Source organism: Desulfovibrio intestinivivus, from assembly GCF_053570665.1.
Genome location: NZ_JBRBQT010000001.1, coordinates 2,857,493 through 2,871,197, shown reverse-complemented (window position 1 = coordinate 2,871,197; position 13,705 = coordinate 2,857,493). Strand labels below are relative to the sequence as shown.

Sequence of the window (13,705 nt, the reverse complement as noted above, 5' to 3'; positions counted from 1 at the left end):
TGATGACACCGCAAAGCAGTGATATGCAGGTGCGTTTGCACACCTTTGGAACCATTGTGTGCTTGGCGCTATTGCTGCTGTGCGCCAGTTCTTGCGCGGTTTTTGCGGCAGTTGTTCAACCCTCGCGGAGCCTCTATGTGGGCGCGGGATTCAGCGGTGGTGATGGCCTTAGTGCTGACAGGCCGCTTGGCAGCATCAACGCCGCGCTGCAAAAAGCCCGCAAAGGTGATGTCATCGTTGTTGCGCCGGGGGAATACAGGGAATCCATTCGGGTTTCCACAGCGGGGCTTACCATTCTGGGCAGCGCGCCAGGCCAAGACGCACCTCAGGTTGTTATCGCAGCTCCGTCAGGAAAGCCAGGGCCTGTGCTTGCCGACAGCGCTGATAGCGTATGGCGCGGCATTACCTTTCGTATTGGCGACAGCGCCGCTGTAAATCTGCGTGGTTTTACCGGGCGGTTTGAGTTCTGCCATTTTACCTCTGAAAATCCGGTGCCGGGCATTGAGGTATACGGCGGCAATCCCTTATTTCTGGGCTGCACCTTTACGGGCGGCACCGGGCCTACGGACATGCTGGCGCTCAATGGGCTGGCAGGGCGCAAGAGCAGGGTGACCCTGGCTTACTGCCTGTTCCGCGATAACCCCGGCGGCGCTGTGCTGCTGCGGGGCGAGCAGGATGTGCGTTTTGTGAACTGCCTTTTTGCCGCCTGCCGTTTTGTCGCCATGCGTCAGGCCGGGGTAGGAGCGCAGATTTCTGCTGTCAACAGCGTGTTTTTTCTCAGCCCGGAACCGAGCCTGTTTTTGCAGTCTGCCTCCGCTCCCAAAGCGCGCCTTGAAAATTGCCTGTACGCGCCAGCGCCCGGCGATTTTATGAAATGGCAGGCCAGGCCTCTCGACCAGCAACCGGAAGTTAGCGCCGTTAACAGCATTACGGCCTCTCCCCGGTTTGTGGGTGGGCGCAATACCTTGATAAACCTCTGCGTGGACGACACCGTAAATGCCCCGGTATGGCGTTCGCTCACGCCAGCTGCGGCAAAGCTGGGGCTGAAAATCACCCTTGCCCTGAATACGGATGCGCTCTCGCCGCAATACTGGCAGATGATTATTCCTGAGGTGAACGCGGGATTTGAAGTGGCCTCCCACGGCGCCGTGCATGCCAGCATTACCTCTGCCGAGGTATTGCGTGTGGGCTGGTTTGATCCGGCGGGAACATCAGCCACCCTGTCCATAGATCAGGCAGAGCAATTGCGGGTGGTTGTGGACGGCAAGGAGCTGTGCGTTATCGATCTTGCAGCCCAGCCCTATCTTTCCATGGGGGCGGTGGTGCGCCAGTTGCAGGAAAAAGGCCTTAGGGCGGAACTTGTAAGCCTGAGCCACGAGAAAATTCCCGCCTATCTGCTGGCCCCGGTGCAGGAACAGGATATCTTTTTTGCGCGGCACAATGCGGAACTGGTCATGGATACCAAGGCATACATGCACTACATGCTGTCAGAATCGCGCCGCAAGATAGAGCAGGGCCTACGCGAATATCGTGCCGCACAAATGATCTGCGCGGCCTTTGTGTGCCCTTACAGCGAGACCAATGCAAACATCCGGCAGGCCATGCAGGCTACGGGCTTCCAGGTTGCGCGCAGCCATATGGCGCAGCGCTTCCTATCCGCCGCAGAACGCGTCGATCTCTCTGCCCTGCAAAGCATTTCTCTGAAAGATATCGTGCCCGGCGCGCCAACGCCCAATCTCAAGGAAATGCTGCGCATGTATCTGGATTATCTGAAGTACCACGGTTCCATCATGGGGCTCTACAGCCACGGAGCCAACGAATGGACAGCCAATCAGTGGATAGAACTCTTTGAGGTGTTGCGCGAAAACCGTTCTGTAAAAACAGCCGGGCTTGCGGAAATAGCCGCCATAGTCAAGGAGCAGTGCCAATCAACAGGGCCGTGGACATACCGCTGCCCCTCGCAATCTGGCCCTGTGGGCGGCGAGACATCGTTCAGGCCGGGGCAGGATTCCCCCCTGATTGGCGCTGGCGTGCCGACAGAATTCAACACTGATTATGCGGGCAGGCCTTTGCAGGCAGGGCAGAGGCCTAATATTGGCCTGTATTGACGGCAAACAAGGCTATCGCTGCCATCACGCGCACAGGCGCAAAAAAGGAGTCACCTTTTGGGTAACTCCTTTTTTTGTGGGCGTTTGCAGAAAATACAGCAGACCTGCTATGAGGTCTGTACTACCAAGCCTGTTCGAGCAGGGTGACGATGTCGTCGTGCGAGGGCATGCGCGGGTTGCTGCTGGTGCAGATGTCTTCCAGGGCGTTAACGGCCATGGAATCCAGGCTTTGACGGTAGACCTGTTCGTCCACTTTAAGCTCGCGCACCCGTGCGGGGATCTTCATGGACGTGTTGAGGTCGCGTACGGCGTTTATCAGGTTGCGCGTGCCTTCCTCCACCGTGGTGGTTTCAAGGCCGATAAAGGCCGCGATTTCTGTGTATTTGACGCCCGCGTCAAAGCTGTTGAAGCCTATGACAAAGGGCAGCAGCACGGCATTGGCAAGGCCATGCGGAATGTGGAACAGGCCGCCAAGGCTGTGGGCCATGCTGTGGGTAACGCCAAGGCCGCTGTTGGTAAATGCCAGCCCAGCCATGCACGAGCCGATGAGCATGTTGTCGCGCGCGGTCATGTCGTCGCCGTGGTCATAGGCGCGCTTGAGGTAGGTAAAAACATTGCGGATGGCCTGCTCCGCGTAGATAGCTGTAAACACGTTGCTGTAGCGCGAAGTATAGGCTTCCACCGCATGGGTCAGCACGTCCATGCCGGTTGCAGCAGTCACGTGCGGGGGCACGGTGCGCGTAAAGCGGGCATCAAGAATGGCGGCGTCAGGAATGAGCATTTCGTCATTCAGCGGAATTTTCACCGAATTGACCTTGTCGGTGATAACCGCAATGGAGGTCACTTCCGAACCTGTGCCGCTGGTGGTGGGAATGGCGACAAGCGTTGTCTTTCTGGTGCTGTCTGCCTTGTGCCCGAAGTAGGAGATGGCCTTTGCCATATCAATGGCCGAGCCGCCGCCAAGGGCGATAATCATGTCTGCCTGGCTGCTCAAAAAAAGGCGCGTGGCTTCAACCACTGCCTGAAGGGATGGGTCAGGCTCCACGCCAGAAAAGAGCGTGTGCCCAATGCCCTTGCGTTTCAGATGGCTCACTGCCTGATCGGCAAATCCGCTTTTGACCATAAAGGGGTCTGTCACCACAAAGGCATGGCTGGCTGGAAAGGTCTCAAGGGTTTCCAGAGCGTAAGGGCCGTAACAGATCTTTGTTTTTCCGTAAAACTGGGTCACGTCATCCTCCACAGGCGGCGCAAAGAAAGAAAGGATATCTTGGCGTCGGCGTATTCTTTTATCGTCAGCGGTTCACGCTTGCTTGCGCTTGGGCAGCCATTTTCACGCATTCTGGGCGTGGATATTTTTACTACAGATACCAGTCTGTTAGCTCAGTGATAACCCGCCATTGCACGGCCTTTTTGCAAAAGGGCAGTACGGGCATGATGCTAAGTCAACCTTTACCCCTAGGGGGAAGGTCAAGGGTTTTTGCAAACTTTTTTACTATCCAATGCCAATTTGTGTGAAAAAATGAACCAGCAGGCCTGACTATGAATTTCAAATTAAAACAGATTATTAAGGTGATTATTGTTGCAGTAATTATATCTACTAAATATAATTACTATTTTTAATTATCGACATCCGGGACAAATTTTATGTAAAAAGATGCCCATCAAGGGGCATTTTTTTGTAAAAGGCCTTGATCTTCCAGTGCGGAGAATGCTTACGGTGAATCAAAGTGGGCCGAGCCTCCCGTTGAGGGCTGGGTCAGCCCGCAGCCGACACCAATTCCCGAGGGAAGGAGAATGCCATGGAGCAATCAGCACAATTTGGGTCAACAGGTATGGAAACCTCGGCGCAGGCAGCCAAAAAGCAGCTTGCCACAAGTTTCAGAAGACGTGGCATGGTTACTGCCACCATGTCTGGGGTAGCATACGGAACATACACCGCGTTCATGACGCTCGCCATGACCTTGGGCGTGTGGGGCGTATGGTACGGCGGCGATTCCACTCTTTCTGAATTTTCCAAGCTCTTTTTGCTTGGCGCGCTCGGCGCGGCCACCACTGACGCATGCAGCGCCGTGTGGGCTGTGTTGATTGCCATTGGCAAGGGCAAGTTTGGCGATGTTTTTCGCAGCATGGCCTCCAAGCCCGGCGCCATCCTCATGGCAGCCGCAGTTATCGGCGGCCCCCTTGCCAGCACCTGCTACGTGCTTGGCTTGCAGAGCGCGGGTTCCATCATTGTGCCCATCAGCGCGCTTTGCCCGGCCATCGGTTCCATTCTGAGCCGCATTCTCTTCAAGCAGCCCCTGACCCCGCGCACCTTGCTGGGGATTTTCATCTGCTTCATGGCCAGCGCCATGATCGGCAGCACAGGCCTTGCCGACAACGCGCCGCCGAACCTCTTTGTGGGTATTGCCTTTGGCTTTCTGGCCGCTTTTGGCTGGGGGCTTGAAGGTTGCGTGGGCGGTTACGCCACTTCCATGATTGACCCTGAAATCGGCATCACCATCCGCCAGCTTACCTCGGCCCTGACCAACCTGCTGATCCTTGTGCCCCTGTTTGCCTTTATTGGCGGCGATTCGGCCTTTGGGATGATCCGCACTGTCTTTACCGATGTTGACGCCATGCCCTGGTTTATCGTGGCTGGTTTCGGCGCGTATTTCGCCTTTATGCTCTGGTACAAGGGCAACGCCATGTGCGGCACGGCGCTTGGCATGTCGTGCAACGGCGCGTTCTCTTTCTGGGGACCTTTCTTCTGTTGGCTGGTGCTTGGTCTGTGGTTCGGCATTGAAGGCTACGCCCTTGCCCCCATTGCCTGGCTGGCCGCAGTCGTGATGATCGCCGGCATCTTTATCATTGCCGTCAATCCGCTGGATTTTTTCAGAAAGAAGGGATAATTTGCCATGAAAAAGCCGCTTAACTTCGCCATTCTCAAGTATATGACAACGGTTAACGAGGCCTGCACAGAAGATGTGCTGTGCGCGCTCAAAGACGGGTACAGTTCGTTTCGGGCTTTCAACAAGGCTGACGTGCTCAACGCCCTCCTGACCGCGGAAGCCAACGGCCTGCTGGAAGAATCGCGCTATGACCTGGATGATGAAGGCCAGGTGCGCATGTTCTTTCGTGCCCATGCCGAAGGTGCAGCGACCATAAACCGCTACATTTCCAACTAAGTATCCACTGCCGGGGAGGGGTGCGCCTCTCCCCGGCGCAAGGGATGTGCCCGGCCTCGTTTTTGCTTCTGGCTGGTGGCGCAAATGCTCGATATAGGATGTTGTGAGGTTCGGGCAGGCGCATAATCATCCCTTTTTGCCCACCCTTCAAAAATCCGGGCAACGCCATGACAAAACAAGGGTACACCATCAGCCAGATGAGCGAGATCTCAAAGATCTCCAAAAAGGCTCTGCGCTTTTATGACGACCTCGGCCTTATTTCTTGCAAAAGGCACGGGGGCAACAACTACCGCTACTACACGCAGGACGAACTGCTCGCCATCCCGCCGCTGAAATACTACAAGCAGATGGGGTTCAACCTCAGCGAGATCCGCGCCGCTTTTGAAGTGGGCAGCAATACCTCGCTTTCCGCGCTGCGAAAAATATTCATGAGCAAGATTGAATTGTTGCAGCAGGATGAAAAGCTGTTGTTTCTGCGGCTTACATCTGTGCGCGACTGGCTTGAACTGCTGCACGAAGCAGAAATTGTGCTGGAAAATTGCCAGCAGAGTGTTTCGGTGAAGTATATTCCGCCGGAGCGCATGCTTTTTATGGACCAGACCTTTGTTTCTGATATCAAGTCTGCCATTATCAACATGGATTTTACCAATTATGTTGAAGAGGTCGGCAACAATATCACCGGGCCGGTCATCATCAATTTTTCTTCCATAGAAAACAGGGTGCAAAACGAGGAACAGCCCGTCAAACTGCTGCAAAAAACCGTGTTCCCCTGCGGGGAAGATAACATGGCGGATTATGGCGGGTATCTGGCGGCAAGCTGCTACCACATAGGTTCGCACGAAACCATCGGCAGCACCTACCGCAAATTGCAGCGCTGGTGCGCCTCAAACAACTATGTTTGCGACAATGGCTCGCACGAGCGCTATATTACCGACTTCTGGACCACCAACAACGATTCGCTCTTTGTTACAGAAGTACTGGTCAAGGTAAGCCGCCGAGGGAGTGTCGTGCACACCCCCAAATTCCATTTTGATTCAGTCGACGATCTGTAATTAGCCAAGTATGCGGGCCGCCTGCTGCGCCATCAGCTCGTGGCCCGCTTCGCTTGGATGCAGGCCGTCTGTGTAGAGTGCGGAGAGCCAGTCAGAGGCATTGCCATCCGGTGAGCCTGCCTGACCGGGCAAACCCGCAAAAGTCTGCGAAAAATCCACGCATTGCAGAGAGAAATCCTCGGCAAGCACGCGTAACCACTGGTGCAGGGCGGCGTAGTCCGCGCAGGCGCGCGGCAGGTCAACGCTGCCCAGCAGGGGGAAGGTTATGGGCGCATGCACAGGAATGGGCACCCCCAGCACCGGGCGCACCCGTTCGCTGAAGCTGTGCTGCACCAGCGCAAAAATATTGGCCTTGACTGTCCCTAGCCCTGTTCCCAACGCCAGATCGTTGAACCCGCCCATGATCAGAACCGCGTCAGCGCCCGCCTGCACCACCTGGGGGTGAAAGCGGGCCAGCATGCCGCCCGTGGTATCGCCATTGATGCCGCAGTTGCGCACGTCTATGCCCGTTCGCCGCGCCAGTAGGGTTGTCCATACCTTGGGGCGTGGAATGCCGTAGCCGTATGTGAGGCTGTCGCCCAGACAAGCAATAATCATGTTTGCAGCGTATTCCCTTGTGGATGATCGGGCAATATTTGCGACAGGCGGCCCGCGCCAGCAGGGGCGTACTGGCAAGGGCCGCCTGCGCCCGCATCAGGCGGGCAAGCCCATTTGCAGGCGGATGTGGCGTACATCCGCCTCTTCAGGTTTGAAAGGATAGTTGCGGATTCCCGGCCCTGGGCGCGAGTTGGCGTAGGGGCGGTTGCAGGCCACCTCGCCGTCGCGTCCGGTGCAGCCGCAGGTGCGGAACGGCTCGCCCGTGTCAATAACTGCATCCAGATCGGCCTTGGGCAGGCCATACCCCGTGAGAGCGCGGCGGTCGTTATAGGTGAAGAACCGTTCGTGGGCGTGGTCGTTGTCGATGAGCCAGCGCGCCAGTTGAATGCGGCGGTACTGGTCAATGGGTGGTGGCAGGCGGTGCGCCAGCGGCGACCCCCCTTCGGGAAAAAACGAAAATAGATGCGTATTGCCGCCCATGTCGTGCACTCGCTGCATGGCGCGGCACATGTCCTGCTCGGTTTCGCCCATGCCCACCATAAAGTGCGCCCCGGCCATACCCTGGCCAAAAATATCCAGGCTCTCGCCCAGGCACTGCCAGTATCTTTTCCATGAGTGCGGGCCGCCAACTCCTGAACCCCGGTAGTGGTCAAACAGTTCCGGCGTGGCAAGGTCGATGGCTACGCCGATCTTGTCCGCTCCGGCCTCGCGCAGTTCCTCAAGGTTTCTGCGGGTAAGGATGGTGGGCGAAACCAGCATGGAAACGGGAATATCAATGGCCTGACGCAAACGGCGGCAGATCTCTGCGGCGTCGCGCGGTGCGCGGCTATTGGTGAGCATGGAAATGCAGACGCGCTTGACGCGCTCCTGACGCCGCACAATGCCCGCCACAATTTCATCAACGGTAAATGCGGGCCAGGTCACGCGGATAAAGCTTTTGCTTGAGCTTTCCTTTTTTTCTTTTGCGCCAGAGAGGCCGCAGTAGGCGCACTTTGCCGCGCAGCCAGAGCGGTAGGTCAGCAGCAGATTGATGCACGAAAGGCAGGCGTTGCGGTAGAAGGAACCGGGGGCGAAGTCGAGCGTCATGGCGGCAGCAAGGCTCATGCGCGCAACCTCGGGGCTTTGGGGCTGTGTTTGTTGCCAGCAGGGCGGGCATTGGTTCTCAAGTTGGGTGGCTTGGCTCATATGTTGTCTCCAGCAAAAGTTATTGCGGCAAGTGTTGTATGGTACCCGTCAGGCCTGCCTAACGGCGGTGGCTACCAGCCCTTTGTTCCTTCGCCCAGCAGCACCGAGCAGCATGTTTTGCGAAATTCCGCCTGTAAGCCCATGCGGGCCGCCAGTGCGGCGGCCTCGTGCGAGGGCAGGGCCATCCGGTTGATGCCTGCCCGTAGCGACAGAATTTCCAGCGCGCTGGCATCCCGCCGCGGGCGGGCACAGCCGAGGCTTATCTGGCTGTGGGGCATAAGCTCGCGCGCGCGGATCACAAGGCCGCACACGCCGCGCGGGTCTGGCTGGCGCACGTTTTCCATGGCTGTGCCAGCAAGGTTCATGTAGGCCACGATCACCAGCAGCTCTGGCGGGTGACGCGCCAGAATTTCCAGCGCGTGGTTTTCGCCCGCAAACCGCCCAAAATGCAGCCCTGCCACAATATGCGGAACCACAGGCAACTCTGCCGTAGCCAGGGCATCAAGGCTTTGCTCCAGCAGTCTGGGGCCGTCCGGCAGATGGTAAACGCTGGCATAGGTCTTTTCGCTGCCAATAACGTCAAGCAGGGCCTGATCCACGCCAGCCCTGCGCAGGGCCAGAGCCGCGCGGTCGTCCACCATGCCGCAGTGCACGGAAACGTAGAGCCCGGTTTCCTGCTTTATGGCCGCAATGGTGTCGGTAAAATTCTGCCACGGCACCTGCCCGCGCCCGTTGCAGCCGCCGGAAAGCAACACCCCCTGCGCACCCTGGGCCACCAGATCGCGGCATTTTTGCAACAAGCGTTGGGGGGAGCTGACGTCAGGCATATTGAGCAGCAGCTTGCCGCCGCAGTGGGCGCATTGCTGGCTGCAGTTGGCCCCGGTGATGGAAAGCGCCGGGTACTGGCCCTGAACGCCGTCACGCACATACATGCCGGGCAGATAGAACAGTATTTTTTTGCCGTGGATTTTCCACGAAAGTTCACTCGCTTCATTAAGCCGCGCACTATCCCACCGCAGTTCAGGGGGGATATCCGCCGACCACGATGAATAGTAGCCGCCGTAAGTGCCAGAGGTGGAAACACCGCAGGATTCTTCAGCTTGCAGCATAGTATTCCCTGAATCCTATCCAGAATTTGTTGATGGCTTTGTCGAGCGCGCCTGTATGCGCCTCCCATAAAAGGCGGCGCTGGTGCGCGTGCGACAGAGCGTCGCCGTAAAAATCGGCCCATTCTTCCTCATAGCCCAACAGAAGAGTCAGATCGCCCTCCAGCACTGCCTTGGCGGCCCAGCGGCCAGCCATTTCGCCCCCCACCACAGCCTGAAAAATACCAGCCCCTGTGATGGGATGGGTGTGTCCTGCGGCATCGCCTGCAAGCACCGTGTCGCCATACACGCAAGGGCGGGGTGATCCTGCTGGTATCCAGCCGCCTGTGAGGCCCAGCGGCCTGTCGGCCACAAGGCCAAGACCGGCCATGCCACGCACAAAGCGCCGCAACGCCCAGCGCAGGCCCGGCGTGCCGGGGGTGGAGAGCATGCCAAGGCCCACGTTTGCCACATTGCCCTTGGGGAAAACCCAGGCGTAGCCAGCGCGGATGCTTTCATCAAAATAGATGTGGGTGTGTTCCAGAGGTTCCAGCAGGGGCAGGCGTACCTGAATCGACGGCAGGCAGTGCGGGCGGGGCAGCCCCAGCCAGCGCGCCACGCGCGAAACAGGGCCGTCAGCCCCAATAACAACCTTGGCCGACACGCCTACAGTGGCGCTGTTAGGCGCGGACAGCAGCACTCTGCCGCCCGCGCCGCCTTCACGGCCAACAGCGGCGTGACCGGGAAGAATCCTCGCGCCGCTGCTGACGGCGGCGCGGGCAAGAGCCTGATCGAACATCTCCCTGTCGATCACGCAGCCGGGGGCGCTCATATCCTGTATACAGCGGCCGTGCAGAAAGCTGCGCATGCCCGTTGTGCGCTGCACGATATATTCGTCCCCCACGTTGGCCTGACCAACCAGCATGGCTGGAATGTATTCCGCGCAGCGCACGGGCCTGCCCACAATGCGCCGCCGCTCGGCAACAATTACGGAAGCCCCGGCCAGAGCAGCCGCCCGTGCGGCGCTTGACCCGGCTGGGCCGCCGCCCACCACAAGAACATCGCAGTTGAGTACGCGCATGGGGCTACCTCCCGGCATGGCATTGCGCCTGCTGCGCCACACGCAAAATGGAGTGCAGCAGGGGCATGTTCAGGCTTGTCTGGCTGCGGAACTGCCCCAGATGGGCGGCCTCGCTCTGATCCAGCTCGTAGCAGGTGGTGTTTTCTATATCTATGAGAATGCCGGGCAGGCCCATGCGGTCAAAATCTTCCGCATGCTTGATGTAGAAGGGCTGGCAGCAGCAGCCGATGAAGGCGGAGACGCCTTGCCCCTTGAGCTTGCCCAGTTCTTCCATGAGATCTTCAAAATTGGTTATGCAGACCGTGCGCAGTTTGCGCTCATGCCCCAGAGCCCAGGCTTCGCCCACGGAACACTCTCCGCAGGCGCGGCAGGCCTTGGTAAAGCGGAGGTCGCAGTCCTTGAGTTTGGCGCAGTAGGGCAGCAGCAGGGCTTGCGGCCCGGCGGCCAGCACCTGATCAAAGTTGCCGTTGGTGGTGAAGATGCGGTTGCAGTGTTCAATGGGGATGCCGTGGCGGGCAATGGCGGCTTTTTCCATGGCCATGCGCAGGGGAATGCAGATGTCTTCCGCGTTCATGTCGGGTATGGCGATATGCCCTTCGTTGAAAAAGTCGTGGATGATGCCGCAGAGATGCTCCGTATTCAGGGGCTGACCGCGCAGGGCAGCCTCAAGGTCAAAGAGGGCGCGTGCGGGAAAAGACAGAAAGTCTCCGGTAATAAAGACGTTTTTAAGCACACGGCGCGGCATGTTCAGTTGCATGGTCACGCGTACAAGGCCATAGGGCGATTTGCGCGCGCCTTGCACCACCTCTGTTTTTTCATAGGTGGGGCGCACCATGTCTATCCATTCCTGCGACTGAAAATAGGGCAGCCGCTCTGCCAGCAGGTCTTCTTCCTCGGCGGTCAGGCCGCCGGGCACAAGGCTTATGCCCATGTGCCGCTCAAAGGCATCGGCAAGGGCAGCCTTGATATCGGCGCTGGCGGGTACATGCCCAAGCTCCCACGCCAGACATGTGACCCGCTTTTTGACGGAATCAATCTCCTTGGCTTTCAGCTTTTCCACAGGCACGCGCAGGCATTTGAGCATGGTTTCCACGTCAAAATCCACCAGCAGCGTACCCTGAAACAGAAAGGCCGCGTCGCAGTCCGTGCCGCCGGTGCCGGAAATCTTGCGGCCCGCCACTTCTATGTCGTTACGGGGGCGGAAGGCCGCGTCAATGCCCATGCCGCGCAGGGCGGTGACGGTTGGCTCGCACAGGCGGCGGAAGAGATTGGCGTTGGGAATGCCCACGCCAAAAAAAGCTTTGTCGCAAATAAGCTCCCAGCCGATCTGGTTTTCATCAAACAGCAGGCCGCCACCGCCCGTGATGCGGCGGTTGATGTCGATTCCCTGCTCGCGGCAGTAGGAAAGGCGTATTTCTTCCTGAATGGACTGGTGAAAACCCACCAGAACCGTTGCAGGTTTGAACTGCAAAAAACGTAGTGTGTCCTGCGAGCGGCCACTGCCGCGAATTTCAAGCAGCACCTCGTCAAGAGCCATGTTTTCCGCCGCTGTAAGCGGCGGCAGATCAAGCAATCGCCACTGCATATGCGCCTCCTGATCAGGTGTACGCGCCTCTGCGGTCAGGGTTGCCCTAACCGCGTCTACACCCTGTTTGTGCTGCGTTTTTGTCGCGGCTGCGGTTCATGCTGCACAGTTCTGCCCGCCAGGAATTATGGTTTGCCCTTGCCGTCAAGCCGGGGCATTTACCGCTTGAGTCGCTTCCGCCGCACTGGCGGCCCTGGCTTTTGCTTCACTGGCGTGCGCCTGAAGCGCGCGGGCCACAAGCTGGCTCATGTCCAGCACTTCGATGTTCACCTTGTTACGCTTGGCATAGGTGGTCATGGTGCGTACGCACTGCTGGCAGTTGGTCACAATGGCTTGCGCCCCGGTGCGCACGGCCTCTTCCACCTTTCGCTTGGACATGGCCGCTGAAAGATCGGGGTCGATCATTTCCAGATTTCCGCCGCCGCCGCAGCACAGGCAGTGCCGCCGGTTATGCTCCATTTCCACAAGCTTCAGGCCGGGAATGCGCGCCATGACCTCGCGCGGCTCGTCAAACACGCGCCCGCCGCGCCCCAGATCGCAGGGGTCGTGGTAGGTCACTGTCATGGGCAGCTCACCAAGGGGCAGCCTGTTTTCAAGCACAAGCTGCATGACCATTTCAGAGGCATGCGCCAGCTCGAATTCCGGCGGGTAGGATTCGCGCCAGATCTGGTAGCAGGAGGGGCAGGTAAACACGACCTTGCGCGCGCCCCGCGCCTTCACGGCCTCCACATTATGCTTGATGATGGCGGGCAGATCGGCGCTTTGGCCGGAACCCACAAGGGGGAAGCCGCAGCACCATTCATCGCCGGCCATGATGGTAAAATCCACGCCTGCTGCTTCCAGAATTTCCACAAAGGCCATGGGGATTTTTTGCGCCAGAGGAAAGTACGCGCCCACGCAGCCTGTAAAATAGACCACTTCAGCCCTGGCTTTCTGACCGCCGCCCTTGGGAGGGGTACGCATGTCGTCCACCCAGTCGCCGCGCTCGTCGTTGTCTTCGGCAAAGACGTTGTGGCTGTCTTCAAGGTTGGTGCGGATCATGCGGATCTTTTCCGGGGCGTCGCCCGTGCGCGAAAGTTCTTCGCGCAGGGCGAGCCACAGATCTTTGAGGGGCAGGCCAGCGGGGCATACTTCCTCGCAATCGCCGCAGAGCGAACAGCGGAACACCGAAGTGCCGTATTCCTTGAGGCGCTCCGGCGTGGCCACAGGTTCGCGCCCCAGCACTTCGCCCAAGGCCCGCCAGAAGAAATTGCGGTCGCGCAGGAGCTTTTTCAGGTTGTCCATGCGCACCTGAGCCGAAAGATCCGCATCGCCCGATGCCGCCACCGCCGGACATACTGTCAGGCACTGCCCGCATTCGGTGCAGGCGTCGAGCGCCATGCGCTGTCGTATGCTGAATGCTGTGTGACGCATGATTTAATCCTTTTTGAACTTCTTGATGTCCTCTTGCAGCCATGCTTCAAGAACGTCCTTGCCGCCGTGAATGAGGGTATTGATCTGGCTCTTGTCGGCGGGCTTGATCCTGTACATCCAGCCCTTGCCGTAGCAGTCGGCGTTGATAAGGGTTGGGTTGGCCTCCAGCTCCTCGTTGACTGCGGTGATTTCGCCATCGGCGGGGCTGTAGACGGTGCCAAGCCATTTGCCCGATTCCACCTTGGCAAACTTTTTACCGGCGGTGACGGCCTTGCCCACAAAGGGCAGCTGCACAAACACGATCTGGCCCGCCAGCTTTTCGGCAAAGTCGTCCATGCCGATGACGAGCTCGTCGCCGTCAACGCGGGTCCAGAAGTGGTACTGGTCGTAGTACAGTTCCTCGGGCATGTTGTATCCGGCAATTTCCATGATTTA

12 protein-coding genes are annotated in these 13,705 nt (G+C 58.4%); 4 read left to right on the top strand and 8 right to left on the bottom strand.

Features of this window, described 5'->3' with window-relative positions; genetic code table 11:
• Positions 1-2 precede the first annotated feature (2 nt).
• A complete protein-coding gene (locus ACUZ9P_RS12280; RefSeq protein ID WP_449249927.1) occupies positions 3-2,108 on the top strand; it encodes a right-handed parallel beta-helix repeat-containing protein in 2,106 nt (701 codons plus the stop codon).
• A gap of 121 nt (positions 2,109-2,229) precedes the next feature.
• On the opposite strand, the gene ACUZ9P_RS12275 is transcribed toward ACUZ9P_RS12280, so the two are convergent.
• Positions 2,230-3,336, bottom strand: a complete 1,107-nt coding sequence (locus ACUZ9P_RS12275) for a 1-propanol dehydrogenase PduQ (RefSeq protein WP_449249926.1) — start codon at positions 3,334-3,336, stop codon at positions 2,230-2,232.
• Between the two features lie 571 nt (positions 3,337-3,907).
• Between ACUZ9P_RS12275 and ACUZ9P_RS12270 the strand changes: the two genes are divergently transcribed.
• From ACUZ9P_RS12270 to ACUZ9P_RS12260, 3 genes are all read left to right on the top strand, one after another.
• Positions 3,908-4,996, top strand: coding sequence for a hypothetical protein (locus tag ACUZ9P_RS12270; RefSeq protein ID WP_449249925.1), 1,089 nt, complete (start codon positions 3,908-3,910; stop codon positions 4,994-4,996).
• Between the two features lie 6 nt (positions 4,997-5,002).
• A complete protein-coding gene (locus ACUZ9P_RS12265; protein WP_449249924.1) occupies positions 5,003-5,272 on the top strand; it encodes a hypothetical protein in 270 nt (89 codons plus the stop codon).
• Positions 5,273-5,439: 167 nt separating this feature from the next.
• The gene (locus tag ACUZ9P_RS12260) at positions 5,440-6,324 is read left to right on the top strand and encodes a MerR family transcriptional regulator (RefSeq protein ID WP_449249923.1); all 885 of its coding nucleotides are present in this window, start codon (positions 5,440-5,442) and stop codon (positions 6,322-6,324) included.
• Here ACUZ9P_RS12260 and ACUZ9P_RS12255 read toward each other — a convergent pair whose 3' ends face one another.
• The 7 genes from ACUZ9P_RS12255 to ACUZ9P_RS12225 all read right to left on the bottom strand — a co-directional run bounded on the left by ACUZ9P_RS12255 (position 6,325) and on the right by ACUZ9P_RS12225 (position 13,699).
• Positions 6,325-6,921, bottom strand: coding sequence for a GDSL-type esterase/lipase family protein (locus ACUZ9P_RS12255; protein WP_449249922.1), 597 nt, complete (start codon positions 6,919-6,921; stop codon positions 6,325-6,327). It abuts the gene before it with no gap.
• Between the two features lie 96 nt (positions 6,922-7,017).
• Complete coding sequence (locus ACUZ9P_RS12250) at positions 7,018-8,106, bottom strand: radical SAM protein (protein ID WP_449249921.1); 1,089 nt, start codon at positions 8,104-8,106, stop codon at positions 7,018-7,020.
• Positions 8,107-8,177: 71 nt separating this feature from the next.
• Positions 8,178-9,215, bottom strand: coding sequence for a hypothetical protein (locus tag ACUZ9P_RS12245; protein WP_449249920.1), 1,038 nt, complete (start codon positions 9,213-9,215; stop codon positions 8,178-8,180).
• A complete protein-coding gene (locus tag ACUZ9P_RS12240; RefSeq protein ID WP_449249919.1) occupies positions 9,202-10,272 on the bottom strand; it encodes a geranylgeranyl reductase family protein in 1,071 nt (356 codons plus the stop codon). The genes ACUZ9P_RS12245 and ACUZ9P_RS12240 overlap by 14 nt, the downstream gene beginning before the upstream one ends.
• A gap of 4 nt (positions 10,273-10,276) precedes the next feature.
• On the bottom strand, positions 10,277-11,857 hold the full coding sequence (locus tag ACUZ9P_RS12235; RefSeq protein WP_449249918.1) for a lipoyl protein ligase domain-containing protein: 1,581 nt from the start codon (positions 11,855-11,857) through the stop codon (positions 10,277-10,279).
• Between the two features lie 144 nt (positions 11,858-12,001).
• Positions 12,002-13,270, bottom strand: coding sequence for a (Fe-S)-binding protein (locus ACUZ9P_RS12230; protein WP_449249917.1), 1,269 nt, complete (start codon positions 13,268-13,270; stop codon positions 12,002-12,004).
• A gap of 3 nt (positions 13,271-13,273) precedes the next feature.
• A complete protein-coding gene (locus ACUZ9P_RS12225) occupies positions 13,274-13,699 on the bottom strand; it encodes a glycine cleavage system protein H (protein WP_209819309.1) in 426 nt (141 codons plus the stop codon).
• Between the last annotated feature and the right edge of the window lie 6 nt (positions 13,700-13,705).